At 60.1% G+C, this 24,981-nt stretch carries 27 protein-coding genes; 14 read left to right on the forward strand and 13 right to left on the reverse strand.

The features are described 5' to 3' along the window. The first annotated feature begins 181 nt into the window (after positions 1–181). Complete coding sequence (locus CD175_RS10780) at positions 182–1,393, forward strand: pyridoxal phosphate-dependent aminotransferase (RefSeq protein WP_007973513.1); 1,212 nt, start codon at positions 182–184, stop codon at positions 1,391–1,393. A 318-nt stretch (positions 1,394–1,711) separates the two neighbouring features. Beyond that, the gene (gene htpX, locus CD175_RS10785) at positions 1,712–2,602 is read left to right on the forward strand and encodes a protease HtpX (protein WP_007973520.1); all 891 of its coding nucleotides are present in this window, start codon (positions 1,712–1,714) and stop codon (positions 2,600–2,602) included. A gap of 169 nt (positions 2,603–2,771) precedes the next feature. On the opposite strand, the gene CD175_RS10790 is transcribed toward htpX, so the two are convergent. Further along, positions 2,772–3,428 carry a thiopurine S-methyltransferase gene (locus CD175_RS10790; protein WP_104448914.1) on the reverse strand — a complete coding sequence of 219 codons (657 nt, stop codon included), beginning with the start codon at positions 3,426–3,428 and terminating at the stop codon, positions 2,772–2,774. A 102-nt stretch (positions 3,429–3,530) separates the two neighbouring features. On the opposite strand from CD175_RS10790, the gene CD175_RS10795 reads away from it, so the two are divergent. Beyond that, positions 3,531–4,298: a DODA-type extradiol aromatic ring-opening family dioxygenase gene (locus CD175_RS10795; RefSeq protein WP_104448915.1), complete on the forward strand. Its 768-nt coding sequence runs from the start codon at positions 3,531–3,533 to the stop codon at positions 4,296–4,298. Positions 4,299–4,453: 155 nt separating this feature from the next. Here CD175_RS10795 and CD175_RS10800 read toward each other — a convergent pair whose 3' ends face one another. Continuing rightward, positions 4,454–6,127 (reverse strand): DEAD/DEAH box helicase, encoded by a 1,674-nt coding sequence (locus tag CD175_RS10800; protein WP_007973525.1) that lies wholly within the window; start codon positions 6,125–6,127, stop codon positions 4,454–4,456. A gap of 423 nt (positions 6,128–6,550) precedes the next feature. On the opposite strand from CD175_RS10800, the gene CD175_RS10810 reads away from it, so the two are divergent. Continuing rightward, complete coding sequence (locus CD175_RS10810; protein ID WP_104448916.1) at positions 6,551–7,342, forward strand: crotonase/enoyl-CoA hydratase family protein; 792 nt, start codon at positions 6,551–6,553, stop codon at positions 7,340–7,342. Between the two features lie 57 nt (positions 7,343–7,399). Here the strand turns inward: CD175_RS10810 and CD175_RS10815 are convergent, their stop codons facing one another. Beyond that, positions 7,400–8,155 (reverse strand): spermidine synthase, encoded by a 756-nt coding sequence (locus CD175_RS10815; protein WP_104448917.1) that lies wholly within the window; start codon positions 8,153–8,155, stop codon positions 7,400–7,402. Between the two features lie 150 nt (positions 8,156–8,305). Here CD175_RS10815 and CD175_RS10820 point away from each other — a divergent pair, with 150 nt between their 5' ends. Beyond that, a complete protein-coding gene (locus tag CD175_RS10820) occupies positions 8,306–9,652 on the forward strand; it encodes a class II 3-deoxy-7-phosphoheptulonate synthase (protein ID WP_007973530.1) in 1,347 nt (448 codons plus the stop codon). Between the two features lie 87 nt (positions 9,653–9,739). Here CD175_RS10820 and CD175_RS10825 read toward each other — a convergent pair whose 3' ends face one another. Together CD175_RS10825 and CD175_RS10830 are read right to left on the reverse strand one after the other, a co-directional pair. Further along, positions 9,740–10,969 (reverse strand): winged helix-turn-helix domain-containing protein, encoded by a 1,230-nt coding sequence (locus CD175_RS10825; RefSeq protein ID WP_104448918.1) that lies wholly within the window; start codon positions 10,967–10,969, stop codon positions 9,740–9,742. An 80-nt stretch (positions 10,970–11,049) separates the two neighbouring features. Continuing rightward, positions 11,050–11,265, reverse strand: a complete 216-nt coding sequence (locus CD175_RS10830; RefSeq protein ID WP_007973532.1) for a DUF1127 domain-containing protein — start codon at positions 11,263–11,265, stop codon at positions 11,050–11,052. Between the two features lie 95 nt (positions 11,266–11,360). Here CD175_RS10830 and CD175_RS10835 point away from each other — a divergent pair, with 95 nt between their 5' ends. Continuing rightward, the gene (locus CD175_RS10835) at positions 11,361–12,215 is read left to right on the forward strand and encodes a LysR substrate-binding domain-containing protein (RefSeq protein WP_104448919.1); all 855 of its coding nucleotides are present in this window, start codon (positions 11,361–11,363) and stop codon (positions 12,213–12,215) included. On the opposite strand, the gene CD175_RS10840 is transcribed toward CD175_RS10835, so the two are convergent. Further along, positions 12,205–12,939, reverse strand: coding sequence for a sulfite exporter TauE/SafE family protein (locus tag CD175_RS10840; protein ID WP_104449426.1), 735 nt, complete (start codon positions 12,937–12,939; stop codon positions 12,205–12,207). The two genes, CD175_RS10835 and CD175_RS10840, sit on opposite strands and share 11 nt — an antisense overlap. A gap of 124 nt (positions 12,940–13,063) precedes the next feature. Here CD175_RS10840 and CD175_RS10845 point away from each other — a divergent pair, with 124 nt between their 5' ends. From CD175_RS10845 to CD175_RS10860, 4 genes are all read left to right on the forward strand, one after another. Then, positions 13,064–14,020 carry a LysR family transcriptional regulator gene (locus tag CD175_RS10845; protein WP_104448920.1) on the forward strand — a complete coding sequence of 319 codons (957 nt, stop codon included), beginning with the start codon at positions 13,064–13,066 and terminating at the stop codon, positions 14,018–14,020. 67 nt (positions 14,021–14,087) lie between these two features. Next, entirely contained in the window at positions 14,088–14,549 is a 462-nt protein-coding gene (locus tag CD175_RS10850; RefSeq protein WP_104448921.1) for a MarR family winged helix-turn-helix transcriptional regulator, read from the forward strand. 347 nt (positions 14,550–14,896) lie between these two features. Next, positions 14,897–15,316 carry an organic hydroperoxide resistance protein gene (locus CD175_RS10855; protein ID WP_007973539.1) on the forward strand — a complete coding sequence of 140 codons (420 nt, stop codon included), beginning with the start codon at positions 14,897–14,899 and terminating at the stop codon, positions 15,314–15,316. A gap of 34 nt (positions 15,317–15,350) precedes the next feature. Beyond that, positions 15,351–16,367 (forward strand): alpha/beta hydrolase, encoded by a 1,017-nt coding sequence (locus tag CD175_RS10860; protein WP_104448922.1) that lies wholly within the window; start codon positions 15,351–15,353, stop codon positions 16,365–16,367. Positions 16,368–16,529: 162 nt separating this feature from the next. Here CD175_RS10860 and CD175_RS10865 read toward each other — a convergent pair whose 3' ends face one another. Continuing rightward, a complete protein-coding gene (locus CD175_RS10865; RefSeq protein WP_007943632.1) occupies positions 16,530–17,099 on the reverse strand; it encodes an elongation factor P in 570 nt (189 codons plus the stop codon). Between the two features lie 48 nt (positions 17,100–17,147). After that, positions 17,148–18,290, reverse strand: a complete 1,143-nt coding sequence (gene earP, locus CD175_RS10870) for an elongation factor P maturation arginine rhamnosyltransferase EarP (protein ID WP_104448923.1) — start codon at positions 18,288–18,290, stop codon at positions 17,148–17,150. A gap of 124 nt (positions 18,291–18,414) precedes the next feature. Here earP and CD175_RS10875 point away from each other — a divergent pair, with 124 nt between their 5' ends. Together CD175_RS10875 and CD175_RS10880 are read left to right on the forward strand one after the other, a co-directional pair. Then, positions 18,415–18,825 (forward strand): hypothetical protein, encoded by a 411-nt coding sequence (locus CD175_RS10875; RefSeq protein WP_104448924.1) that lies wholly within the window; start codon positions 18,415–18,417, stop codon positions 18,823–18,825. Positions 18,826–18,827: 2 nt separating this feature from the next. Continuing rightward, entirely contained in the window at positions 18,828–19,310 is a 483-nt protein-coding gene (locus CD175_RS10880) for a GreA/GreB family elongation factor (protein ID WP_015094030.1), read from the forward strand. Positions 19,311–19,316: 6 nt separating this feature from the next. Here CD175_RS10880 and cysB read toward each other — a convergent pair whose 3' ends face one another. From cysB to CD175_RS10905, 5 genes are all read right to left on the reverse strand, one after another. Then, positions 19,317–20,291, reverse strand: coding sequence for an HTH-type transcriptional regulator CysB (cysB, locus tag CD175_RS10885; RefSeq protein ID WP_015094029.1), 975 nt, complete (start codon positions 20,289–20,291; stop codon positions 19,317–19,319). 113 nt (positions 20,292–20,404) lie between these two features. After that, positions 20,405–20,908 carry a universal stress protein gene (locus tag CD175_RS10890; RefSeq protein WP_104448925.1) on the reverse strand — a complete coding sequence of 168 codons (504 nt, stop codon included), beginning with the start codon at positions 20,906–20,908 and terminating at the stop codon, positions 20,405–20,407. Positions 20,909–21,003: 95 nt separating this feature from the next. Then, positions 21,004–21,909 carry a 5'-nucleotidase gene (locus CD175_RS10895; RefSeq protein WP_104448926.1) on the reverse strand — a complete coding sequence of 302 codons (906 nt, stop codon included), beginning with the start codon at positions 21,907–21,909 and terminating at the stop codon, positions 21,004–21,006. A 25-nt stretch (positions 21,910–21,934) separates the two neighbouring features. After that, complete coding sequence (locus tag CD175_RS10900) at positions 21,935–22,888, reverse strand: putative 2-dehydropantoate 2-reductase (RefSeq protein WP_104448927.1); 954 nt, start codon at positions 22,886–22,888, stop codon at positions 21,935–21,937. Next, positions 22,885–23,271 carry a thioredoxin family protein gene (locus tag CD175_RS10905; RefSeq protein ID WP_033052386.1) on the reverse strand — a complete coding sequence of 129 codons (387 nt, stop codon included), beginning with the start codon at positions 23,269–23,271 and terminating at the stop codon, positions 22,885–22,887. Before CD175_RS10905 ends, CD175_RS10900 begins: the two co-directional genes overlap by 4 nt. Between CD175_RS10905 and CD175_RS10910 the strand changes: the two genes are divergently transcribed. After that, positions 23,270–23,713 carry a PilZ domain-containing protein gene (locus CD175_RS10910; protein WP_104448928.1) on the forward strand — a complete coding sequence of 148 codons (444 nt, stop codon included), beginning with the start codon at positions 23,270–23,272 and terminating at the stop codon, positions 23,711–23,713. The genes CD175_RS10905 and CD175_RS10910 overlap by 2 nt on opposite strands. A 187-nt stretch (positions 23,714–23,900) precedes the next feature. After that, a complete protein-coding gene (locus CD175_RS10915) occupies positions 23,901–24,977 on the forward strand; it encodes a 3-deoxy-7-phosphoheptulonate synthase (protein WP_007973561.1) in 1,077 nt (358 codons plus the stop codon). The last annotated feature ends 4 nt before the right edge of the window (positions 24,978–24,981 follow it).

The raw sequence follows: 24,981 nt of genomic DNA on the forward strand, positions 1-24,981 counted from the left end.
CGGATCGGGCGGCACGTATGATTGCGCCTCGTCAAACGCCAGTCTGGCAGCCAGACCACGCGCATTCAAACGGAAATATGGGTGCTGCATCTCAAGGCGCCGGGCCTGTGTGAATACGCAGGATTCCCAGCACGGCTGTCCAAACGCCGTCTGGATCGTTCATTTTCGGGAACACATCGCCATGCAGGTCAGCAAATCGAACAAGCTCGCCAACGTCTGCTACGACATTCGCGGCCCGGTGCTCAAGCACGCCAAGCGCCTGGAAGAGGAAGGCCATCGCATCCTCAAGCTGAACATCGGCAATCCGGCGCCTTTTGGTTTCGAAGCGCCGGATGAAATCCTCCAGGACGTGATCCGCAACCTGCCGACCGCCCAGGGCTATAGCGACTCCAAGGGCCTGTTCAGTGCGCGCAAGGCCGTGATGCAGTATTACCAGCAAAAGCAGGTAGAAGGCGTCGGCATTGAAGACATCTACCTGGGCAATGGTGTTTCCGAACTGATCGTGATGTCGATGCAGGCCCTGCTCAACAATGGCGACGAAGTGCTGGTACCTGCGCCTGACTACCCGCTTTGGACCGCCGCCGTGAGCCTGTCCGGCGGCAATCCGGTGCATTACCTGTGCGACGAGCAAGCCAACTGGTGGCCAGACCTGGCCGACATCAAGGCCAAGATCACCCCGAACACCAAGGCCCTGGTGATCATCAACCCGAACAACCCGACCGGCGCGGTGTATTCGAAGGAAGTGCTGCTGGGCATGCTGGAACTGGCCCGCCAGCACAACCTGGTGGTGTTCTCCGACGAGATCTACGACAAGATCCTCTACGACGATGCCGTGCACATCTGCACCGCCTCCCTGGCGCCGGACCTGCTCTGCCTGACTTTCAACGGTCTGTCCAAGTCCTATCGCGTCGCCGGTTTCCGCTCCGGCTGGATCGCCATTTCCGGTCCGAAACACCACGCCCAGAGCTACATCGAAGGCATCGACATGCTGGCGAACATGCGCCTGTGCGCCAACGTGCCGAGCCAGCATGCGATCCAGACCGCCCTGGGTGGCTACCAGAGCATCAATGACCTGGTACTGCCGCAAGGTCGCTTGCTCGAACAGCGCAACCGCACCTGGGAATTGCTCAATGACATTCCGGGCGTGAGCTGCGTCAAGCCGATGGGCGCGCTGTACGCATTCCCGCGCATCGACCCGAAAGTCTGCCCGATCCACAACGACGAGAAATTCGTCCTCGACCTGCTGCTCTCCGAAAAGCTGCTGGTGGTTCAAGGCACCGCATTCAACTGGCCATGGCCAGACCACTTCCGCGTCGTGACCCTGCCACGTGTCGATGACCTGGAGATGGCCATCGGACGCATCGGCGGCTTCCTCAAGTCCTACCGCCAGTAAGCGAGCCGTCACCGTGCGACACGCCTGCGCGTCGCACGGTGATTTTCATCCGGCAACATTTGTTTGCATTGCTTCACTGGCAGTCGTTTGGCTCGCTGCCGGATAACGCCGTGCCTGCTCGCGCCTAACAAAGGCGGGGCCTTCGACATGAATTGACTGACAAACACTTCCTGCACTCGCGTCGGAAACGCCCTGCAAGCAGCTAAACTATTGCCGTAGGACACAGTTTGAAATAGTCACCCGGTTGAATACCCCGGTGCAGCACCTTATATACCCCGCAGTACGCTACATCTTTAGCATGAGGAGATTTCTACAACCATGATGCGCATCCTGCTGTTCTTGGCCACTAACCTGGCGGTCGTGCTGATTGCCAGCATCACCCTGAGCCTTTTCGGCTTCAACGGGTTCATGGCGGCCAATGGGGTTGACCTCAACCTCAATCAGCTGCTGATTTTCTGTGCGGTCTTTGGTTTCGCCGGTTCACTGTTCTCGCTGTTCATCTCCAAGTGGATGGCGAAAATGAGCACCAGCACCCAGATCATCACCCAGCCACGCACCCGTCACGAGCAATGGCTGCTGCAAACCGTCGAGCAACTGTCCCGCGAAGCCGGGATCAAGATGCCCGAAGTCGGCATTTTCCCCGCCTACGAGGCGAACGCCTTCGCCACTGGCTGGAACAAGAACGACGCACTGGTCGCCGTGAGCCAGGGCTTGCTCGAGCGCTTTTCGCCCGATGAAGTAAAAGCCGTCCTGGCCCACGAAATCGGCCACGTGGCCAATGGCGACATGGTTACCCTGGCGCTGATCCAGGGCGTGGTGAACACCTTCGTGATGTTCTTCGCCCGGATCATCGGCAATTTCGTCGACAAGGTGATCTTCAAGAACGAAGAAGGCCAGGGCATTGCCTACTACGTGGCGACCATCTTCGCCGAACTGGTTCTGGGCATCCTGGCCAGCGCCATCGTCATGTGGTTCTCGCGCAAGCGTGAATTCCGTGCCGACGAAGCCGGTGCAAACCTGGCCGGCACTGCCGCAATGATCGGCGCCCTGCAACGCCTGCGGGCGGAACAAGGCCTGCCGGTGCACATGCCCGACACCCTGAACGCCTTCGGCATCAATGGTGGCATCAAGCAAGGGTTCGCTCGCATGTTCATGAGCCACCCGCCACTGGAAGAACGCATCGACGCCCTGGCTCGACGTCGCGGCTAAGAGGTTCCACCGCAAATGAAAAGGCCCGCAGCGATGCGGGCCTTTTTTGTCTGCTTGAATACTTCGGTGTTTTTCAGGGCCTCTTCGCGGGCAAGCCCGCTCCCACATTGGACCGCGATCCCTGTGGGAGCGGGCTTGCCCGCGAAGAGGCCGGTGCAGACAGCCACTATTACCGACTGGTAACCCGATACACCCGCTCCTCCAGCCGCGTGACACCTGCCTCAAGAAACTTCCCGCTTTCGCTCAACACATCCTGATCTTCCAGGATCTTCAGCGACCATGAGTCCCCAAACAACTTCCGCACCTCATCATCGAGTACGGCAAACGGCGGGCCGGGCATCTGCGCCTGGTCATAGTCCAGGGTAATCACCAGACCATGGGACTCCTTCGGCAGTATCCGCTTCAAATGAGCGGCATAGCGCTCTCGCATTTCCGCCGGCAACGCAATCAACGCGGCACGATCATAGAGCGCGGAGCAATCAGCCGTGTCACCGGCCGTCAGCTCAAAGAAATTGCCACACCAAAGCTCGATGGAACCTGCCCGATAGACCTTGAAAGGCCCCTGCTCACTGACGGCCGGATCAAAGCCATGCTCGCTGAAAAACTCCTCGATGGCTTTTTCCGACAGTTCGACTCCCAGGACCTCATGGCCCTGATGGGCGAGCCAAAGCAAATCCAGGCTTTTTCCACATAACGGCACCAACACGCGTGCCCCCTCTTCAAGGCTTAACGCTGGCCAGAACCGTTTCAGATAAGGGTTCACCTGCGGCAGGTGAAAGCCGATCTGATTCGCTGCCCATTTCTTGTGCCAAAACTCCGGCTGCATAAATAACCCCGAAAATTCGATCAAAACACCCTAAAACTTATATTAGATTTAGATTAATGATCTGACTGAAGATGTTGCATCTTAACTCTCAGGAGCTCATTCATGTTCCCCAGCCTGTACATATCCCACGGCTCCCCCATGCTCGCCCTGGAACCCGGTGCCAGCGGACCGGCACTCGCCCGCCTGGCCGCCGAGATCCCCAAGCCCAAAGGCATCGTGATTGTGTCTGCGCACTGGGAAAGCAATGAGCTGCTGGTCAGCGGCAATCCGCAGCCTGAAACCTGGCATGACTTCGGTGGATTCCCCAAAGCCCTGTTCGAGGTCCAGTACCCGGCACCCGGCGACCCGCGACTCGCCGCCGAGGTTACCGAGCTACTGAAAACCGCTGGTTTTCCTGCGCGCATCGACAGCAATCGGCCTTTCGACCATGGCGTCTGGGTGCCTTTATCGCTGATGTACCCGCAAGCAGACATCCCGATTGTCCAGGTTTCGCTGCCCACCCGGGCCGGCCCCACTCTGCAGACCCGCGTTGGTCACGCGCTGGCCAGCCTGCGCGAGCACGGCGTCCTGCTGATTGGCTCCGGCAGCATCACTCATAACCTGCGGGAGCTGGACTGGCACGCCGGCCCCGAGAGTGTGGAGCCCTGGGCGCTGGCGTTTCGCGACTGGATGATCGAGAAACTCGCAGCGAACGACGAAGCCGCACTGCATGACTATCGCGCGCAGGCACCCCATGCCGTGCGCAACCACCCCAGCGACGAACACCTCTTGCCGCTGTACTTTGCCCGCGCCGCCGGTGGGCCGTTCAGCATTGCCCATCAGGGGTTCACCATGGGTGCACTGGGCATGGACATCTATCGTTTCGGCTAACCCAAAAATCAAAGATCGCAGCCTGCGGCAGCTCCTACAGAAGAAATGCGATCCCCTGTAGGAGCTGCCGCAGGCTGCGATCTTTTTTACAGGCAAAAAAAATCCCCGAACCAGTCGGGGATTTTTCATGTTCGATCAATCAGCCCGAGAGCGGATCAATCTTCGCGGTAGCGACGCAGCTTCAACTGCTTGCCGGCAACGCGAGTGTCCTTCAGCTTGGTCAGCAACTTCTCCAGACCATCTTCCGGCAGCTCGACGAGGCTGAAGCTGTCACGCACCTGGATGCGGCCGATCGCTTCACGCGCCAGACCACCTTCGTTGAGGATGGCGCCCAGCAGGTTCTTGGCAGCGATACCGTCACGCGCGCCCAGCGCGGTACGGCAACGTGCACGGCCTTCGCCCAGTGGCATCGGAGCGCGACGCTCGCGGTCGCCACGCTCAGGACGATCACCGGAACGCTCTGGACGATCGCCACGCGGTGCATTGTTCGGCACCAGTGGACGCTCCTTCTCGATAGCGGCCAGGTTCAGCGCTTGACCGTTGGTTGCCTTGCGCAGCAGGGCTGCGGCCAGGGCACGCGGGCTGCAACCGATGTCGGCGGTCAGGCGATCGAGCAGATCACCGTGGGTCGATTCGGCTTCAGCCACCAGCGGCGACAGGCTGTTGGTCAGTTTCTTGATGCGCGCATCCAGAACGGCTTGAGCGTCCGGCAGGCGAACCTCAGCAACCTTCTGACCGGTTACACGCTCGATCACTTGCAGCATGCGGCGCTCACGCGGAGTCACCAGCAGCAGTGCACGACCTTCGCGACCGGCACGGCCGGTACGGCCGATACGGTGAACGTAGGACTCTGGATCGTACGGCATGTCAACGTTGAACACGTGAGTGATGCGCGGAACGTCCAGGCCACGAGCGGCAACGTCGGTCGCCACAACGATGTCCAGACGGCCATCCTTGAGGGAGTCGATCACGCGCTCGCGCTGGTTCTGGGCGATGTCACCGTTCAGCGCAGCGGCTTTGTAGCCTTTGGCTTCCAGGGCACTGGCCAGGTCCAGGGTCGCTTGCTTGGTGCGCACGAACATGATCAGGGCGTCGAAATCTTCCACTTCCAGCAAGCTGAGAACGGCCGAAGTCTTCTGGTCAGCGTGAACCAGCAGGTGAGCCTGCTCGATCGCGGTAACGGTCTGGGTCTTGCTCTGAATCTTGACGTGCTTCGGATCGCGCAGGTGGCGTTCGGCGATGGCACGGATCGACTGAGGCAAGGTTGCCGAGAACAGCACGGTCTGACGGGTTTCCGGCATGGCCTTGAAGATGACTTCCAGGTCGTCCATGAAGCCCAGCTTGAGCATTTCGTCGGCTTCGTCGAGAACCAGGTGGTTCACGGTCGCCAGTACTTTTTCGTCGCGACGCAGGTGGTCGCACAGACGGCCCGGAGTGGCGACAACGATTTGTGCGCCATTACGGATTGCTTTCAGTTGTGGGCCCATCGGCGCGCCGCCGTAGACAGCCACAACAGTCACGCCCGGCATTTGCTTGGCGTAGGTTTCGAAAGCGGTTGCAACTTGTAGCGCCAACTCACGAGTTGGGGCCAGGATCAGAGCTTGCGGCTCGCGCTTGGACGGATCAATGCGGTGCAGAATTGGTAGGGCAAAGGCAGCGGTTTTACCGGTACCGGTTTGCGCCTGACCAATCATATCGTGACCGGCGAGAATGATCGGGATCGACTGCTGCTGAATGGCCGAAGGCTCTTCATAGCCGGTAGCGACTACTGCAGCGACAATATTTGGATGAAGTTCAAGAGCGGCGAAGCCGCCGATTTCCTGGGTCATGGGTCTGCCTCTAAGTGCATCCGCAAAGACCCATGCTCCAAAGCTGCACATGCCGTGTTGAGACTCAAGAGTCGCCCTGGCAGCTTTGTCGGCGGGGATTTGCGAAAACGAATGAATGAAAAGAATCGTCAAGGAAGAGTCCGCTGGGCGGACGTGCAGCCGAAGCTGGCTTCGGGGAATTGCGCTACCTAAACGCGGCCCGGTTAAAGGCCGGCGCGCACTATACCGGAATTCGTTAAAAAAGGGAGCTTTTTTTATCGGAAATCCACCGGATACACCGTTGTGTCACAGGCTTTGCGAATAATCGGTCAGCCGTCTATTTTTCAAAGGCCCGGCCTTGCGGGTGATGGCGCTAAAACGGTTCACCCTATACCGTGCAGACCGCAGGTCCGGCACGCCTTTCCCACCCCCGAGGACCACTCCATGAATCAGCCCAGCTCCAGTCGAGTCAGCCGCGAACGGCGCGGCCATGTGTTCCTGATCGGTCTGGATCGGGTGGCCAAGCGCAACGCCTTCGATCTCGACCTGCTCAACGCGCTGAGTCTGGCCTATGGCGAATTCGAGGCCGACAGCGAGGCGCGCGTGGCGGTGGTGTTCGCTCATGGCGAGCACTTTACCGCCGGGCTCGATCTGGTCAATGCCAGCGTCACCCTGTCAGATGGCTGGCAGGTTCCACCCGGCGGCTGTGATCCGTGGGCGGTGTTTGCCGGTCCCAGGGTCAGCAAACCGGTGATTGTCGCCGCCCAGGGTTATTGCCTGACCATCGGCATCGAGCTGATGCTGGCCGCCGACATCAACCTGTGCGCCAGCAACACCCGGTTCGCGCAGATGGAAGTGCAACGCGGGATCTTCCCGTTCGGCGGTGCCACCCTGCGCCTGCATCAGGTGGCCGGCTGGGGCAATGCCATGCGCTGGCTGTTGACCGGGGATGAGTTCGACGCCCGTGACGCCTTGCACCTGGGTCTGGTGCAGGAGGTCATGGCCAGCGAGGACTTGCTGCCCCGGGCGATTGAACTGGCCGAACGGATCGCCCGTCAGGCGCCGCTCGGCGTTCAAGCGACACTGATGTCTGCGCGACAAGCCCGCTATGAAGGGGAAACCGCAGCGGCACAGGCGTTGCCGCAGCTGGTGAAGAAGTTGATGGCGAGCGAGGATGTCAAGGAAGGTGTGCGGTCGATGGTGGAACGGCGGCCCGGTATTTTCAAAGGTTGCTGAAAATCCGTGTAGAAGCTCCCGAAGGTTCGGCAGCTCCTACAGGGGGATCCGCGTTCCTCAGGTCGCCGGGCGAATCGCCTTGATCAACGACTGCAACGAATACCCCAGCCGCGGCGCCAGCGCTTCGGCGCGGGCGATCAGGCCGTCCATGTCCAGCGCCTGATCCAGCTCCGAAGGCACGATCAGGATCACATTGCCCTCCTTCACCGGCAGCTCCCAATAGTGGCGGTGATACAAACCGCGCAACAAGGCGGCGCCCAGGGGTTTGCCATCGTCGGTAGCCCACTGATTGATGACCAGCCAGCCACCCGGATTCAATCGCTTCTGGCAGTTTTCCAGAAAGCTCCAGGCCAGATGCCCGACACCCGGGCCGACATCGGTATAAAGGTCGACGAAAATCAGGTCCGCCGACTCTGCGGAATCCAGCAACTCCAGCGCATCGCCAACGCGGATGTACAGGCGCGGATCGTCATCCAGCCCCAGATATTCAATGGCCAGGCGCGGCACGTCCGGGCGCAGCTCGATGGCTTCGACATCTTCCAGCGGCAGGAACTTGAGGCAGGCCTGGGTCAGCGTACCGGCGCCGAGACCGAGAAACAGTGCGCTTTCGGGTAGTTCATGGCACAGCGCGCCGATCAGCATCGCCCGGGTATAGTCATACTCGAGCCAGCTCGGATCGGCGGTGAACACGCAGCTTTGCTCGATGGCATCACCGAACTCGAGAAAACGGTAATCGGCCACTTCCAGCACACGAATCACACCGAATTCGTCCTGTACCTCGGCGAGCAGATGCTCGACGCGTTCCTCAGTCATTTCATCTCCTGACCGTCACCGGGGCCGGCAACGCAATAACACCGCGTGTAGAGAGCGGCAAAGGCGAGATTGTCAGCGATGCGACGGGAACAGGTCACGCACTAATTTGCTGATAACATGGACGTCCGAGCGAAAACACTAGAGACCGTGATGAGCCAACCCTGGAGCCCTGACAGCTGGCGCGCCCTGCCGATCCAGCAACAACCCCGATACCCCGACGCCGCGCATTTGCAGCAGGTCGAGCAGACCCTGGCCAGCTATCCGCCGCTGGTGTTTGCCGGTGAAGCCCGTGAGTTGCGCCGTCAGTTTGCCGAGGTGACCCAGGGCCGCGCGTTTCTGCTGCAGGGTGGCGACTGCGCCGAAAGCTTCGCCGAATTCTCCGCGGCGAAAATCCGCGACACCTTCAAGGTGTTGCTGCAGATGGCCATCGTGATGACTTTTGCCGCCGGCTGTCCGGTGGTCAAGGTCGGGCGCATGGCCGGGCAGTTCGCCAAGCCGCGTTCGGCCAACGACGAAACCATCGATGGCGTGACACTGCCCGCCTACCGTGGCGACATCGTCAACGGCATCGGTTTCGACGAAAAAAGCCGCGTGCCGGACCCCGAGCGCCTGTTGCAGTCCTATCACCAGTCCACCGCCACCCTGAACCTGCTGCGCGCGTTCGCCCAGGGCGGTTTTGCCGATCTGCATCAGGTGCACAAGTGGAATCTGGACTTCATCGCCAACTCGGCGCTGGCGGAAAAATACAGCCACCTGGCCGATCGCATCGATGAAACCCTGGCGTTCATGCGCGCCTGCGGCATGGACAGTTCGCCGCAGCTGCGCGAAACCAGTTTCTTCACCGCCCACGAAGCGCTGCTGCTGAACTACGAAGAAGCTTTCGTGCGTCGCGACAGCCTGACCAACGATTACTACGATTGCTCGGCGCACATGCTGTGGATCGGCGACCGCACCCGCCAGCTCGACGGCGCCCACGTCGAATTCCTGCGCGGGGTGAACAACCCGATCGGGGTCAAGGTCGGCCCGAGCATGAACCCCGACGACCTGATTCGCCTGATCGACGTGCTCAACCCGGACAATGATCCGGGCCGCCTGAACCTGATCGCACGGATGGGCGCGAACAAGGTCGGCGATCACTTGCCGCAACTGATCCGTGCCGTCCAGCGTGAAGGCAAGCAGGTGCTGTGGAGTTCCGACCCGATGCACGGCAACACCATCAAGGCCAGCAGCGGCTACAAGACCCGCGACTTCGCGCAGATCCTTGGCGAGGTGAAGCAGTTCTTCCAGGTGCACGAAGCCGAAGGCAGTTATGCCGGTGGTATCCATATCGAAATGACCGGGCAGAACGTTACCGAGTGCATCGGTGGTGCGCGGCCGATTACCGAGGACGGTTTGTCGGATCGCTACCACACCCATTGCGACCCGCGGATGAATGCCGATCAGTCGCTGGAACTGGCGTTTTTGATTGCTGAAACGCTGAAGCAGGTTCGGCGCTAAATCGCGGCGCCCTCATCGCGAGCAGGCTCGCTCCCACATTGGACCGCGTTCCCCTGTGGGAGCGAGCCTGCTCGCGAAGGGACCAGCTCAGTCACCGCCAATTTGTGCCAATGCCACCCGCAATCTTGCCGCACTCGCCCGCGGGCAATTCAACTGAACCTGCGCCAGCCCCAGCCAATCCGCCATTTGCCGCAGATTGACCGCCAACGCCAACATCCCCTCGTCATCCAGCCCCGTTTCTTCTTCATGCACCGCATGCACAGCCAAACGACCCGCCGCCCGCTCGGCACGCAGATCGACCCGTGCGGCAATCCGTTCGTTGTGCAGAAACGGCAGCACGTAATAGCCGTAAACGCGCTTGTCCTGCGGCGTGTAGATTTCCAGCCGATAACGGAAATCAAACAGCCGCTCCGTACGGCTGCGCTCCCAGATCAGCGAATCGAACGGCGAGAGCAAGGCACTGGCCGCGACTTTGCGCGGCACCTTCGGCTCGGGCAGACAATAGGCCGGTTGTCGCCAGCCCTGGACTTCGCAGGCCAGCAATTCACCGGCCTCGACCAACTCGGCCAAACGTGGACGACTGTCCGCAGGGTTCAGGCGGAAATAGTCACGCAAGTCCTTCTCCGTAGCGACACCCAAGGCCGTTGCCGCATGCCGTAACAGGCCGCGCTGGGCGTCAGTTTCATCCAGGACGGGCTGCGCAAGAACCGCCGAGGGAATCACCCGCTCCGGCAAATCGTAGAGCCTTTCGAACCCGCGCCGTCCGGCAACGGTCACTTTACCGGCAGCGAACAACCATTCCAGCGCATGCTTTTCCGCACTCCAGTCCCACCAGGGCCCGGCACGCTCCTGACGGGTCGACAGACTCCCGGCACCCAGCGCGCCCTGCTGCTCGACCGAAGCCAGCACGCGACGAATCGTGTCTTGCTGCTCACGCCCAAAACGCGCCAATTGCTGATAGATATCTTCGCCACGGCTCGCTCGCTGCATGCGCCAACGCATCAGCGGGTACAGGGAAAGAGGCAACAACGAGGCTTCATGGCCCCAATACTCAAAGAGTGTTCGACGCCGGCCCTGGCTCCAGGCAGCCTGGTCGAGCAAGTCCGAGGAATAATGGCCAAGGCGGGAAAACAGCGGAAGGTAGTGCGAACGCACCACTGCATTGACCGAGTCGATCTGCAAAATGCCCAGCCGTTCGATCAGACGGTTGAGCGCAACAGCCTTGATCGCCGCTGGCGACTGCCGCCCGTTGAACCCTTGGGCGGCCAGCGCCAGACGCCGAGCCTGTTTGAGGTTAAAGGACAATGTTGCGGGCATGGGCATCTCCTTGTCTGCTCGCAACCTACCTCACCGGTAAGGGGTTTGTGTAGCGTGGGATTCATCATTTATTAATCGGATCATTTATGCATCGGGTCGCTCCAGAACGGTTTGATCGACTCGTTCTCCACATCCGCACGACTCATGCCGATGTCCTTGAGTGCTTCGTCGCTCAAGCTCGCCAGCAGTTCGCGCTCGCGATGCAGTTCATACCAGCGGCCGACCTTGTGCAGCAGATCGGATATCAGGTGAATGGAGTGTTTTTCCGCACCGTGGAACTCATGTTGACCTTTCATCTTGTTGCCCTCCGTTTGGATGGCTCCAGTCTCGCGCCGGGTCTAAGATCAATCCAACGAATGTTTCTGATGTCACATATCTCGGAGATTGATGAATGTCGGCCTACCCGAGTATCGATACCGAAGTGCTGCGCACCTTCGTCGCCATCGCCGACCAGGGCGGCTTTACCCGCGCCGGTGAAATGGTCAACCGTACCCAGTCAGCCGTCAGCATGCAGATGAAACGACTGGAAGAAGACGTGCTGCAGCGCCAACTGTTCCAGCGCGACGGACGGCAGGTGCGGCTGACGGCCGAAGGCCAGGTGCTGCTGGGCTATGCGCGGCGGATCCTCAAGCTGCACAGCGAGGTCTTCAATACCCTGCGTGAGCCCGACATGGTCGGCACGGTGCGCATCGGTACGCCGGACGATTATGTGATGCGATTTCTCCCAGGGATTCTGCGCCGGTTTGCCCAGTCCTATCCGCTGATCCAGATCGAAGTGCACTGCGAATCATCGAAACAGCTGTTGATGCGCCAGGACCTGGACCTGTCCATCGTGACCCGCGAACCGGGCAGCGAAATCGGCCAGTTGTTGCGCAAGGAACGTTTTGTCTGGGCCGAGGCGCAATGCTACAGCGCCCACGAACAAACGCCGCTACCACTGGCGATGTTCAACAGCGATTGCTTCTGCCGCCAGTGGGCCTGCAATGCCCTGGATGCCCGGGGGCGCGATTACCGGGTGGCGTACAACAGCGACAGCCTGTCGGCGATCATGGCCGTGGTCAGCGCCGGCCTGGCAGTGACCGCGCAGCTTGAAAGCCTGATCACCGCGGACATGCGCATTCTGGGTGAAGCCGAGGATCTACCGTTGCTGCCCGAGGCCAGTATCATGCTCGTGCGCAACCTGCATAACCCGTCACCGATCACCGAGTGCCTGGCCGAACACATCATTGATGGCTTCAAACTTTGAAGGCGAGCGTCACCGCACAGAACACCAGGAACCCGCAAAACAGCCCGCGCAGCAACCGCTCCGGCAAGGCGTGGGCAACCTTCACGCCCCAACTGATGCTCATCAACCCACCGACCGCCAAGGGTAAGCCGATCCCCCAGTTGACCTGATGGTGCACGGCATAAGTCACCAGCGTCACCCCCGTGCTCGGCAGGGCCAGCGCCAACGACAATCCCTGCGCAACCACCTGGCTGGTGCCGAACAGACTGGTCAACACCGGCGTCGCCACCACCGCGCCACCCACGCCGAACAATCCGCCCATTGTGCCTGATGCAGCGCCCAGCACGCCCAGCCAGGGCCATGAGTAGTTCATCTGTGACGCCGCCGTGGTGCGTGCGGCGAACATGCGAACAAGGTTGTACGCCGACAGTGCGATCAGAAACGCGACAAAACCTATGCGCATGGTTCGCGCATCGATGCCCACCGCCCAGATCGACCCGAGCCAGGCGAAGCAGAACCCCATGAGGGCCAACGGTAGCGCGTGGCGCAGCTCGATCCGGTTGCGCTGATGGTAGCGCCACAGCGCCAGCATCACGTTCGGCACGACCATCACCAATGCCGTGCCTTGGGCGATCTGCTGATCGAGCCCGAACAGCACGCCCAACAGCGGAATGGCAATCAGGCCACCACCGATGCCGAACAAACCGCCAAGCGTGCCCAGGGCGGCACCGAACACCAGGTACATCAGAAACTCAATCACGGCCGATTTCTCCTCACATCACGCCATTGATCCTACGCAGTTGCTTATGGCACGGAAACGCACAGCGACGCACAATGGCTGTGCCAAATTCGCACAAGCGCAGACTGCCATGAACCCCAACCAACTGACCGACCAACTGGCTTTATTCCTCGATGTACTGGAAACCGGCAGTTTTTCCGCCGCCTCGCGCCGTCATCCGATGACCCCTTCGGCCGTGGCACGGCGTATCGACAGCCTGGAAAACGCGGTCGGCAGTCAGCTGTTCATCCGCAGCACGCATGCGGTGCGCGCTACCCCGGCAGGATTGGCCTTCGCCGAGCGAGCACGGCGGATCGTCGCCGAGTTGCGCCTGGCCCGGGCCGAGGCCGTGTCCTTGAGCAGCGCGCCGGAAGGCCTGATTCGTATCGATGCGCCAGCAGCCTTTGGGCGCCGGCACCTGGCACCGGTGATTGCCGATTTCCTCATGCTCTATCCGGGACTCGATGTGCAACTGCACCTGATCGACAGTTTCGTCGACATGCAGGGCCAGAACCTCGGCAAGGTCGATCTGGTGCTGCGCGCCGGGCAATTGGCCGACACCCGGCTGGTGGCCACGCCACTGGCGAGCATGGTGCGTATTGCCTGCGCCAGCCCTGACTATTTGCGCCGACGCGGCGTGCCGACCGATCCGTCACAGCTGATTGAACACGACGGACTCGATTGGGATGGCCTGGCCCCGCCCTTCGCCTGGCGTTTCGAACGGGACGGGCAAATGCAATTGCATCGGCCGGCGCGGGTGCGCATGAGCGCCAACAATGCCGAGGCGCTGGTATGCGGCGCATTGGCCGGATTAGGTATTGCGCACCTACCGACCTGGCTGGCCAGCGAGTACCTGTTGCGGGGTGAGTTGCTGCCGCTGTTCTGCGACAGCGACCTGCCGAAACCGGAAAACGCCGGCATCTATGCCTTGCGTCTGGAACAACAACCCAACTCCCGTAGCCGCTTGTTGCTGGAGTACCTGAAAACCCGCTTCAGCCCGGTGCCGCCCTGGGATCTGCTGTTGCAAACCCATTTGCAACGGCACTGATCAAAATTATCTGGCGCATTAAAGATTCGCCCGCTAGATTCCAAAGATCACAGATCAAGGCTTCGACATGAGCACCGAGCGCAACACCCCGGACAACTGCGACAACCTGCTGCTGGATAACCAGGCCTGCTTCGCCCTGCACTCCACTTCGCTGATGATGACCAAGGTCTACAAGCCCCTGCTGCAGGCGCTGGACCTGACCTACCCGCAATACCTGGCGATGATGGTGTTGTGGGAAAGGGACGGTTTGACGGTAGGCGAAATCAGCACTCGATTGCTGACCGACCCTGGATCCTTGACGCCGCTGCTCAAGCGCCTGGAAGCCGAAGGCCTGCTCAGCCGAACCCGCAGCCGCGAAGATGAACGCGTGGTGATTGTCGAGCTCACCGAACAGGGCCGGGCGTTGCGCGACAAGGCACGTGATATTCCCCAATGCATCCTCGGCGCCAGCGGGATGACACTGGAGCGCCTGCAAAACCTGCAAGCGGAGCTGCAAGCGCTGCGTCGCCACCTGCAAGACAGCCTGTAATTTCAAGCCCCCCTCTGTGGGAGCGAGCCTGCTCGCGAATGCAATGTCACATTCAACATAGATGGTGACTGACACACCGCAATCGCGAGCAGGCTCGCTCCCACAGTAGCTTTGCGGCCCACCAGAAACTCGGGCTCGTCACCTCCTCCTGAAAAAAAGATTGCCCCCAGCCGATAGCTCTAAGTCAACACTTCCGAGCATAACCGTCTCGCTGCCCTTTCGTTTTTTCAAATTTCTTTGAAAAATTATCTTGCGCGCTAAACATTGGCGCGATACATTTATTTCGCACTTACTTAGCGCGCAAACATTTAGCGCAAATAACCATACCCCTGAACGAGGCTTTCACCATGCAAACTCTCTACACCGCAATCGCAACTTCCACCGGTGGCCGTGACGGTCGTGCGGTTTCCAGCGACAACATCCTCGACGTCAAACTCGCCACGCCGAAAGAACTCGGCGGTGCTGGCGGTGCAGCCACCAACCCTGAGCAACTGTTCGCCGCCGGTTACTCCGCCTGCTTCATCGGCGCCCTGAAATTCGTCGCCAGCCAGACCAAGCGCAGCATTCCGAGCGACGCTTCGATCACTGCCCATGTCGGCATCGGCCAGATCCCTGGCGGTTTCGGCCTGGACATCGACCTGCACATCAGCCTGCCGGGTCTTGAACAAGCCGATGCCCAGGCACTGGTCGACGCCGCCCACCAGGTCTGCCCGTACTCCAATGCCACCCGCGGCAACGTCGATGTGCGCCTGCACGTAACCGTCTAAGCGCCGACTACCCAGGCCCGAACAGGAAACGAACATGAACACTTTCAGCAAAGTCTTGACCGGTACCCTTCTCGCTCTGTCGATCAACGGTGCGTTCGCAAGTGATGGGGTTGAACACAACACCCAGGCATTCCTCGATGTGCTGAATGCCGGTACCGGCAAGCCGCTTGAACAACTCAGCCCGAAAGACGCCCGCGCCGTACTGACGGGCGTGCAGGCCGGGGTGAAACTGACACTGCCAAAAGCCGATGTCAGCCAGAAGACCATTCAAGTCGACGGCCAACCGCTGAACCTGACCATCGTCCGGCCGGCCGGGGTCAAGGGTGAGCTGCCGGTGTTCATGTTCTTCCACGGCGGCGGCTGGGTACTGGGGGACTTCCCGACCCACGAGCGGCTGGTGCGTGACCTGGTGACAGGTTCGGGGGCAGCGGCCGTGTTCGTGAACTACACGCCGTCGCCGGAAGCCCATTACCCGGTGGCGATCAACCAGGCTTACGCCGCGACAAAATGGGTGGCCGAGCACGGTAAGGAGATCAACGTCGATGGCAAGCGGCTGGCGGTTGCCGGCAACAGTGTCGGCGGCAACATGGCGGCGGTGGTTGCACTGATGGCCAAGGACAAGGGAACCCCGGCGATCAAGTTCCAGGTGTTGCTGTGGCCGGTAACGGATGCCAACTTCGAAACCGCGTCCTACAACCAGTTTTCCGAAGGGTACTTCCTCAGTAAAAATGCGATGAAGTGGTTCTGGGACAACTACACCACCGACGCCAACCAGCGTAACGAGATCTACGCCTCACCTCTACGCGCCACCACTGCCCAGTTGAAAGGGTTGCCGCCAGCCTTGGTACAGACCGCCGGTGCCGACGTGTTGCGCGACGAAGGCGAAGCCTACGCCCGCAAACTCGATGAAGCCGGAGTGCCGGTGACCTCGGTGCGCTACAACGGCATGATCCACGACTACGGTTTGCTCAACGTGGTGAGCCAGGTGCCAGCGGTGCGTTCGGCGATGTTGCAGGCGTCTGAAGAGTTGAAACAACACCTAAAGAAATAACACCTTCTTCTGTAGGAGCCCGGCTTGCCGGCGATGGCGGCCTCGAGTACGCCATCGCCGGCAAGCCGGGCTCCTACAGGGCTCAGCGTCAACCCGCACATTTCTACCCGGCACAAAAAAGCCCGACTCAATGGTCGGGCTTTTTCATTCCTCAAGCAGTGCTTATTTGGCACGGCCTTTGTAGGAACCGCCTTCGCGGGTATCGATCTCGATCATGTCGCCGATTTCGATGAAGTCAGCAACCGACAGCTCGGTACCGTTCTTCAGTTTGGCAGGCTTCATGACCTTGCCGGAAGTGTCACCGCGAGCGGAACCTTCGGTGTAGTCAACCTGACGCACGATGGTGGTCGGCAGTTCTACGGAAACCAGACGCTCTTCGAAGAAGATTGCTTCGCAAACATCGGTCATGCCTTCTTCAACGAAAGGCAGAACGGCTTCGATGTCTTCGGCGTTCAGCTCGTACATGGTGTAGTCGGTGGTGTCCATGAACGTGTAGGTGTCGCCGCTGATGAAGGACAGGGTCGCTTCTTTGCGGTCGAGGATTACGTCGTCCAGTTTGTCGTCGGCGCTGTAAACGATCTCGGTCTTGTAGCCGGTCAGCAGGTTTTTCAGCTTGGTCTTCATGATCGCGCTGTTACGACCCGACTTGGTGAATTCAGCTTTCTGAACCAGCCAAGGATCGTTTTCGAGACGGATCACGGTACCGGGTTTCAGTTCTTTACCAGTTTTCATTGCGAATATCCGAATTTGGATGGGATTTACAAAAATCTAGGCCGCGTATCATATCCAATTTCCATAAAACTGTACCAGCGCCGTGGCAAGATCGGCCTGCAAGGCCTGTTCCAGACACCACGCCTCGGCGTGTTTTTCCAGCTCTGGCCAGTGTTTACGGGTGGATTGCCAGTGGTCGGGCATTTTTTCACCGGCGTTCCAGGCCCGCCAGAGACCGCTGATCGCCTCCCGCGCAGGGTCCGATAACCCCTTCACATAGAGTTCGAGGAAGGCTTCGAGCTTGTCCAGATGGATATCTTCTTCCTGCCGGTAGATGTGCCAGAGAAATGGCCGGCCCGCCCATTGAGCGCGCACAAAGGAATCTTCGCCACGCACGGCATTGAAATCGCAGCACCACAGCAACCCGTCGTATTGGTCCTGGCGGACGAATGGCAGCACTTGCACGGTCAAGGCGTCACGCACATGCACGGCACCGGCCGCCAAGCCCTGCACACCGAGCCAATGCTCGACGTCGCCGAGAACCCGCCCTTCCGGCACCAGCAGGTGAGTGGCCGTCGAATCGCCAGCCATGGCATCGAGCCAACTGGCCAGCCCGGTGTTTTCGTAGGCAAACAATGAGATCAACTGTGCACCGGGTGCAGGATCAATCCCTAAACCGTGCAGGAATTCTCTCTGAGCTTGCGGGTCCTGCTGAAATTGCCGGCGACGCTCAAGCAACCCGCGCTCACGCAACAATCCGCCAGTGCCCTTCTGGAAACCCGGGAAGAAAAAGAACTTCTGGACGTTCTTGTACTTCACCGAGGGCAAACCGTGACAGCCGATCACCCAGTCCTCGGCACTCAGGTAGTCGAGGTTCATCCACAGCGGGGTCTTTTCCCGTTCGGCCATGGCATCCATATAGGCGCTCGGCAATTGGCAGGCAAATGCAGCAATCACCACATCGGCGGCTTCGGCCCGTTGCCACTGGGCTGGCCATTGGCGCACTTCGACGCCTTGCTGCCATTGCTGCGCAGCGTGGATGTCGATTGGCGGACACAGGCGCTCGAACGCTCGCAGATCATCGACCCATAGACGCACCGCCAGTCCATGTTCGGCCACCAGTTGCCGGGCCAGTCGCCAGGTCACGCCGATGTCGCCGAAGTTGTCGACCACGGTGCAAAAAATATCCCAGCGGGTTTTCAGTTCAGGCATTCCAGGCTCCCGTTGGCAAAGGCGCCGATTGTCCGCATAAATTACCCCGCGCAGAAGAGCCGACGACGATTATTCTTCATGCGACAATCGCCACTCGCCAGTGACCTTTCGCCAGGAGGCAACCATGCCCCACCGCCCCGCTCCGCGCCGATCCTTCCCGATCAGCCTCAATGCCCTGCAACTGACCGGCAGCATCGCCCTCGGCATGTGGCTAGGATTCATTGCCATTGTGCTGACCTGCTGGCTCGCTTCACGCCTGCTTTTCAGCGAGCAATTGGCACCCGTGGCGGCAGCTGTGGAGCAATTGGCCAAACCACCGGTGGTGACTCAACCGGTGCCGGACATCCCGCCACAGAGTCCGCTGTTCGAGCAGTATGAAGAAAACCTGCGCAAAAACGAGCAGGCACAACGGCTCGATCAGGCACGCAGCAGCACTCGCAACCTGGCCAACCCGAACTGTCAGTTCTGGCTGCAACAGGACCGGACTGCACCCAGCGAAAAAAGCCGCGCCAACGTCCTGCAATTCTGCGATTGATCATGAATAAGCACACCGTCCACCAACTGATTCTCGACAAGCTGCAAATCGATCTCGACATCGCCGAACGGGCCGCGCAAACCGCCTACGAAACGGCGACCCATGAAGAAAACATCGCCGAGAACAAATACGACACCCTGGGGCTCGAAGCGTCCTATCTCGCGGCCGGGCAAGCCAAGAGGGTCGAGGAAATCCGCCAGTCACTGAGCCTCTGCCAGAACCTGGCCCTGCGCCCGTATGACGAACAGCGGGGCATCGAAGTCGGCGCGCTGCTCGGGCTCGAAGACGAAAAGGGGCGCGAACAATGGCTGTTCCTCGCCCCTGATGCAGCCGGGTTGAAAGTCGACCTGGTGGGGCAACTGATCACCGTCATCACCCCGCGCTCACCGCTGGGCAAAAGCCTGCTGGGCAAGTTCGAGGGCGACGAGGTGGAAATTACGGTGGCGGGCGCTCGGCAACAGTTCGCTGTCACCGAGGTCGTTTAAACGGGCTTAATGGACTGGCAGTTCGACACCTTCGAACAGCTCTTCCAGTTCCTGCTTGTTGTGGCATTGAATGGCCTTGGCCATGACTTCGCGGGTCAGGTGCGGCGCGAATTTCTCGATAAAGTCGCACATGAAGCCACGCAGGAAGGTGCCGCGACGGAAGCCGATCTTGGTCACGCTGGACTCGAACAGTTCGCTGGCATCGAGAACGACCAGGTCGCTGTCGAGTTTGGTGTCGACCGCCATTTTCGCCACGATGCCCACGCCCAGACCCAGGCGAACATAAGTCTTGATCACGTCGGCGTCGGCGGCGGTGAACACCACTTTCGGCGTCAGGCCTCGATGGCTGAACGCTTCGTCGAGTTTCGATCGGCCGGTAAAACCGAACACGTAGGTCACGATCGGGTATTCGGCCAGCGCTTCGAGGGTCAGTTTCGACAGTTTGGTCAGCGGGTGGCCCTGAGGCACGACCACGCAGCGGTTCCAGCGGTAGCACGGCATCATCACCAGATCACCGAACAGTTCGAGCGCTTCGGTGGCAATGGCGAAATCCACGGTGCCGTCAGCAGCCATTTCGGCAATTTGCATCGGCGATCCCTGGTGCATATGCAGGGCAACGTCCGGGTATTGCTTGATGAAATTGCTGATCACCGGCGGCAACGCATAACGCGCCTGGGTGTGAGTGGTGGCAATCGACAGGGTGCCTTTCTTCTCGTTGGAGAATTCCTGGGCGATCTGCTTGATGCTTTCAACCTTGCGCAGAATCTCGCCAGCGGTGGTGATGATGCGCTCACCGGCCGGGGTGACCCGGGTCAAGTGCTTGCCGCTGCGGGCAAAGACTTCGACGCCCAGTTCATCTTCCAGCAGACGGATCTGTTTGCTGATGCCCGGTTGAGAGGTGTAAAGGCTTTGGGCTGTAGCGGAAACGTTGAGGTCGTGGTGCGCCACTTCCCAGATGTAGCGCAATTGTTGAAGCTTCATATGAATCCCTCAAAGCAGGTAGACGCCACGGGCATCAGCGACGATATATAACTATATTAATGGTTCGAAGAATAAATCTAGAACTTTTTTATCAGATTGCCATTATTCGGGTCCTAGAGGTCCCCTTGACGACGACGTTGCACCAGCGGCACCAGATAGACCGGCACCTTGGACAGTTGCAACACACGGGCGGCGGTGCGGCCCAAAGGCGTTTCCGCACCCGCACCGTGGCTGTGACTTCCTACGATCAACAAATCCACGGAGAGTTTCTGCGCCTGGTCCAGAATCACCTGCGATGGGTCGCCCTGCAGCACCCTTACCGCCTGAATCCGCTCCAGGTCGTGCTCCCCTTCATCCCCCAGTTCCTCACGAAAACTGTCGAGCACACGCTGCTCAATACTGGCAATCACTGTGCTCAGGCCCTGGCTGTGAAACTCGTTCAGCGCCTGTTCATCGAGATAACTTTGCAGCACCGATTCGGCAAACAACCCCATGGGCTCTACCGCATGCACAACGTACAAACTGGCATTGAAGGTCCGGGCCAGCTCCAGGGCATGCTGCATCACCACGGGCGCGTACAGGCCAAGGTCAGTGGCGTACAGCATCGAACGAATCATATGACCTCCTCGACTGCCAACATGGCGGACATTTGATTCAGCTTAGCAGTGCCTTGGCGACTACGACGTCCGGCGCAACACATTGAACGGCGGGCTTAAACCTTTTGCTCGTTGCTTATGCCGTGGGGCACATGACCGGTGGCGACGACTTCACGGGCCAATTCGCAGTGGCCGGCCTGATCGTCGAAAAACACATCGGCGGCGAAGGCTTCGAGAAAGGCGGACTTGGTCAGGCCGCCAAGGAACAACGATTCGTCGAGACGGATGTCCCACTCGCGTAACGTGCGGATGACCCGCTCATGGGCGGGCGCCGATCGCGCCGTGACCAGCGCGGTACGAATCGGACAGGCGTCCTCCGGGAACTCACGCTGCAACAGGTTCAGTGCCGCGAGAAAGCCCTTGAACGGCCCACCGCGCAACGGCTCGCGAGCGGACTCACGCTCGCTGGCCTGGAACGCCTCCAGACCACCGGCCTGATAAATGCGCTCCGACTCATCGGAAAACAGCACCGCGTCTCCGTCGAAGGCAATGCGCAACTCGTCGCTGGCCGCCCGGCTGGCACCGCCAGACAGAATGGTCGCCGCGGCGAATCCGGCGTCCAGGGCATTGCGTACGTCTTCGGCGTGGGTCGAGAGAAACAGATCGCAGCCAAAGGCCTTGAGGTAGGGATACGGACTACGCCCGCCGACGAATGCCGCACGGGAAATCGCCAGTCCGTAGTGGTCGATCGAGTTGAACACCCGCAGCCCGGTGTCGGCGCTATTGCGCGACACCAGTATCACCTCGACCCGGGCGCGGCCCAGGCTATTGTTGAGGTTCAGGAGTTTCTGCACCAACGGAAAAGCATCGCCGGGCTCAAGGATCTCGTCTTCGTGTTCGATCTGATACTGCCGGTAGGCTTCGACGCCGCTCGACAGATAGACCTTGTGGCTTTCGCTCAAATCAAACAGCGCCCGCGAAGAAATCGCCAGCACCAGCTTGTCGTCAATTGCCTTTGGCATGCCCTTCCCCCTCAGGTCGATCGACTCAGGTGTTGCGTCGATCAATGAAACTCAAGCTGCGATACAAGGCCTCGATGCGCGGCATTTCACATCCCGCGGCCCTGGCGGCCGCCAGTGGTCGGGCGTAGATCGCCGCCAGCTCCAGCGGTCGCTTGTGCAGAAAGTCGTGGTACATGCTCGGCCAGTAGTCGGGCATTTTTTCGGTCACCATGAACAGGTGCTCGGCATACCCTGCCGGTACGTCGTGCCCGCAGGCAATTGCGCCTTGCACCACTTCTGCCATCAGCGCCTTGATCAGTTCGCGACTGTCGGCATCGGCCATCAACGGCGTGGTACTCGCCCCGAGCAAAACCGAGAGACCGTTGTAAGGGATATTCCAGACCAGTTTTTGCCAGCGCGCCTGATGCAGATTCGCCATGGCCTGGGAATCGAGGCAGGCGCTGCGGAACAGGCCGACGCCCTCCTCGACTATCGCAGTGCGTGTCGGCCCATCGGCGGGACCGCTGTGGTAACCCACGTGCACCGCGCCCAGCGCCTGATGGGTGATGACGCCCGGCGCCTCGCGATGGACGCAGATGTAGCAGAGTCCGCCGAGCACATGCAGCGAATCGGGGAGCAACTCGCGCAGGCTGTCTTCCACGTCCAGGCCATTTTGCAGCAGCAGCACTTTGGCATCCGGGGCCGCAACCTGCAGGATGGCCGGTGCCAGATCTGCGTTGCTGGTAGTTTTCGCGCCCACCAGCAGCCAGTCGCAGGGCGGCATGTCTTCAGCCTTCGAGTAAGCCTGTACCGGGTTCAGTTTCAGCGCACCGTGGGGCGCGCTATCGACTTGCAACCCGTGCTCGGCTACGGCGGAAAACTCGCTGCGCAGCAGAAAATGCACATCAAAACCGGCACGCGCCAGCATCACCCCGTAGAACCCGCCGATTGCGCCGGTCCCGATAATGCCGATTGTCGGCCTGGCAACTGTCCCCATCATGGCAACTCCTCTGCTGTTCGACTCAACGCCTGGCGTACGGCTCGATTGAGCTCTGTGTCGGTCAGGCGCGATTTCAGTGCACCGAAAAACTCGCCGTCGCGAACGACAAACAGCGCCGGCAAATGAAAGACCTGATAACGCTCGACCACCCCGCCGTTATTGCCGGCATCGATCCAGCACAGTCGATCGACGGCCAGATCGAGTGTCGGCAATTGCTCGCGGGCAAAACGGCAGCTGGCGCAGCCGACACTGGTGAAAATAACCAGCGAAACACCGCTCATCGCCAGCAGCCGTTGGTCGGCGTCAAAATCGGTCAGTTCCAATTCGACCACTATACTGGGGAGAACAATGTCAGATGGCCGACACATGGAGTCTGTGTTCATGGGACGATTCATTCCTCACCCTGACGATGTGCCTGTCGAATTAACCTTGCTCAAACCTGAGTGTATTTCGCGACGGCAGCTGCACACTATCAGCCTCGGGGGCATGGCTTGCAATTATCACCGCGCGTGGCGCTACGGCACGGCGCTGGAAGTGCGCATGCCGACCGTGAACCCGGACATGCGCTACCTGGGCTATGTCGCCTGGTGCCTGCGGCGCAAACGCGGTTATCTGGTGGGCATCGCCTTCGTCGACGAACAAACGCTGTTCAGCGCCCGAATGGGTGAGCAGGTGTGCCAGATCGAACGCTACTGCCGCCTGCATGAGACCCACGAAGACTTGCAGGATGTTCAGGCCCTGGCGCTCGAATGGGTCCAGGAGCATGCCGACGAGTTCTCGCACGAATCGGTGCGCAAGGCTTTTGCGCAACCTGTGCCGGAATAGGGGCGTACTTGATCGGTTTGGCCCTCACGGCAGGGAAACTGACTGCGAAAGCCCACCAAACCGGCGTCTGCCCATTGTCGAGCCACGGTGTAACGCGCTAAGGTTCGGCTCCCCGACGCGCTTAATTTGCTGTGCTCCGCCGCGCGGGTTCGCTGGCGGCCGGCACCCGTGACCTGACGAGTAAACGATGGCTGATTTACCGATCAACGACCTAAACGTCGCCTCCAACGAGACGCTGATCACTCCCGACCAGCTCAAGCGCGATATTCCCCTGAGCGACGCCGCACTGCGCACCGTCACCAAGGGCCGCGAAGTCATTCGCAACATTCTGGATGGCACCGACCACCGCCTGTTCGTCGTCATCGGGCCTTGCTCGATCCACGACATCAAGGCCGCCCACGAATATGCCGAGCGCCTGAAGGTTCTCGCTGCCGAAGTGTCCGATACCCTGTATCTGGTCATGCGTGTGTATTTCGAGAAGCCACGTACCACTGTCGGCTGGAAAGGCTTGATCAACGACCCGTACCTGGACGACTCGTTCAAGATCCAGGATGGCTTGCACATCGGTCGCCAGTTGCTGCTGGACCTGGCCGAAAAAGGCCTGCCAACCGCCACCGAAGCCCTCGACCCGATCTCCCCGCAGTACCTGCAGGACCTGATCAGCTGGTCGGCCATCGGCGCGCGCACCACCGAATCCCAGACTCACCGTGAAATGGCGTCCGGCCTGTCCTCGGCCGTCGGCTTCAAGAACGGTACCGACGGCGGCCTGACCGTGGCGATCAACGCCCTGCAGTCGGTTTCCAGCCCGCACCGCTTCCTGGGCATCAACCAGGAAGGTGGCGTCTCCATCGTGACGACCAAGGGCAATGCCTACGGTCACGTAGTGCTGCGCGGCGGCAACGGCAAGCCGAACTACGATTCGGTCAGCGTTGCGCTTTGCGAGCAGGCGCTGAACAAGGCGAAGATCAAGCCGAACATCATGGTCGATTGCAGCCACGCCAACTCCAACAAGGATCCGGCGCTGCAACCGCTGGTGATGGAAAACGTCGCCAACCAGATCCTCGAAGGCAACAAGTCGATCATCGGTCTGATGGTTGAAAGCCACCTGAACTGGGGCGCCCAGGCGATCCCGAAAGACCTCGCCGACCTGCAATACGGCGTGTCGATCACCGACGCCTGCATCGACTGGACCGCGACCGAAAACACCTTGCGCAGCATGCATGCCAAGCTCAAGGATGTGCTGCCTAAACGCGATCGCAGCTGATCGC

Source organism: Pseudomonas laurylsulfatiphila (assembly GCF_002934665.1).
In the GTDB taxonomy this organism is placed as follows: domain Bacteria; phylum Pseudomonadota; class Gammaproteobacteria; order Pseudomonadales; family Pseudomonadaceae; genus Aquipseudomonas; species Aquipseudomonas laurylsulfatiphila.

Excerpts from the sequence above, each read along its gene's own strand:
- CD175_RS10780 (WP_007973513.1), top strand. The coding sequence starts at position 182 with ATGCAGGTCAGCAAATCGAACAAGCTCGCCAACGTCTGCTACGACATT.
- htpX (WP_007973520.1), top strand. The coding sequence starts at position 1,712 with ATGATGCGCATCCTGCTGTTCTTGGCCACTAACCTGGCGGTCGTGCTG.
- CD175_RS10790 (WP_104448914.1), bottom strand. The coding sequence starts at position 3,428 with ATGCAGCCGGAGTTTTGGCACAAGAAATGGGCAGCGAATCAGATCGGC.
- CD175_RS10795 (WP_104448915.1), top strand. The coding sequence starts at position 3,531 with ATGTTCCCCAGCCTGTACATATCCCACGGCTCCCCCATGCTCGCCCTG.
- CD175_RS10800 (WP_007973525.1), bottom strand. The coding sequence starts at position 6,127 with ATGACCCAGGAAATCGGCGGCTTCGCCGCTCTTGAACTTCATCCAAAT.
- CD175_RS10810 (WP_104448916.1), top strand. The coding sequence starts at position 6,551 with ATGAATCAGCCCAGCTCCAGTCGAGTCAGCCGCGAACGGCGCGGCCAT.
- CD175_RS10815 (WP_104448917.1), bottom strand. The coding sequence starts at position 8,155 with ATGACTGAGGAACGCGTCGAGCATCTGCTCGCCGAGGTACAGGACGAA.
- CD175_RS10820 (WP_007973530.1), top strand. The coding sequence starts at position 8,306 with ATGAGCCAACCCTGGAGCCCTGACAGCTGGCGCGCCCTGCCGATCCAG.
- CD175_RS10825 (WP_104448918.1), bottom strand. The coding sequence starts at position 10,969 with ATGCCCGCAACATTGTCCTTTAACCTCAAACAGGCTCGGCGTCTGGCG.
- CD175_RS10830 (WP_007973532.1), bottom strand. The coding sequence starts at position 11,265 with ATGAAAGGTCAACATGAGTTCCACGGTGCGGAAAAACACTCCATTCAC.
- CD175_RS10835 (WP_104448919.1), top strand. The coding sequence starts at position 11,361 with ATGTCGGCCTACCCGAGTATCGATACCGAAGTGCTGCGCACCTTCGTC.
- CD175_RS10840 (WP_104449426.1), bottom strand. The coding sequence starts at position 12,939 with ATGTACCTGGTGTTCGGTGCCGCCCTGGGCACGCTTGGCGGTTTGTTC.
- CD175_RS10845 (WP_104448920.1), top strand. The coding sequence starts at position 13,064 with ATGAACCCCAACCAACTGACCGACCAACTGGCTTTATTCCTCGATGTA.
- CD175_RS10850 (WP_104448921.1), top strand. The coding sequence starts at position 14,088 with ATGAGCACCGAGCGCAACACCCCGGACAACTGCGACAACCTGCTGCTG.
- CD175_RS10855 (WP_007973539.1), top strand. The coding sequence starts at position 14,897 with ATGCAAACTCTCTACACCGCAATCGCAACTTCCACCGGTGGCCGTGAC.
- CD175_RS10860 (WP_104448922.1), top strand. The coding sequence starts at position 15,351 with ATGAACACTTTCAGCAAAGTCTTGACCGGTACCCTTCTCGCTCTGTCG.
- CD175_RS10865 (WP_007943632.1), bottom strand. The coding sequence starts at position 17,099 with ATGAAAACTGGTAAAGAACTGAAACCCGGTACCGTGATCCGTCTCGAA.
- earP (WP_104448923.1), bottom strand. The coding sequence starts at position 18,290 with ATGCCTGAACTGAAAACCCGCTGGGATATTTTTTGCACCGTGGTCGAC.
- CD175_RS10875 (WP_104448924.1), top strand. The coding sequence starts at position 18,415 with ATGCCCCACCGCCCCGCTCCGCGCCGATCCTTCCCGATCAGCCTCAAT.
- CD175_RS10880 (WP_015094030.1), top strand. The coding sequence starts at position 18,828 with ATGAATAAGCACACCGTCCACCAACTGATTCTCGACAAGCTGCAAATC.
- cysB (WP_015094029.1), bottom strand. The coding sequence starts at position 20,291 with ATGAAGCTTCAACAATTGCGCTACATCTGGGAAGTGGCGCACCACGAC.
- CD175_RS10890 (WP_104448925.1), bottom strand. The coding sequence starts at position 20,908 with ATGATTCGTTCGATGCTGTACGCCACTGACCTTGGCCTGTACGCGCCC.
- CD175_RS10895 (WP_104448926.1), bottom strand. The coding sequence starts at position 21,909 with ATGCCAAAGGCAATTGACGACAAGCTGGTGCTGGCGATTTCTTCGCGG.
- CD175_RS10900 (WP_104448927.1), bottom strand. The coding sequence starts at position 22,888 with ATGATGGGGACAGTTGCCAGGCCGACAATCGGCATTATCGGGACCGGC.
- CD175_RS10910 (WP_104448928.1), top strand. The coding sequence starts at position 23,270 with ATGGGACGATTCATTCCTCACCCTGACGATGTGCCTGTCGAATTAACC.
- CD175_RS10905 (WP_033052386.1), bottom strand. The coding sequence starts at position 23,271 with ATGAACACAGACTCCATGTGTCGGCCATCTGACATTGTTCTCCCCAGT.
- CD175_RS10915 (WP_007973561.1), top strand. The coding sequence starts at position 23,901 with ATGGCTGATTTACCGATCAACGACCTAAACGTCGCCTCCAACGAGACG.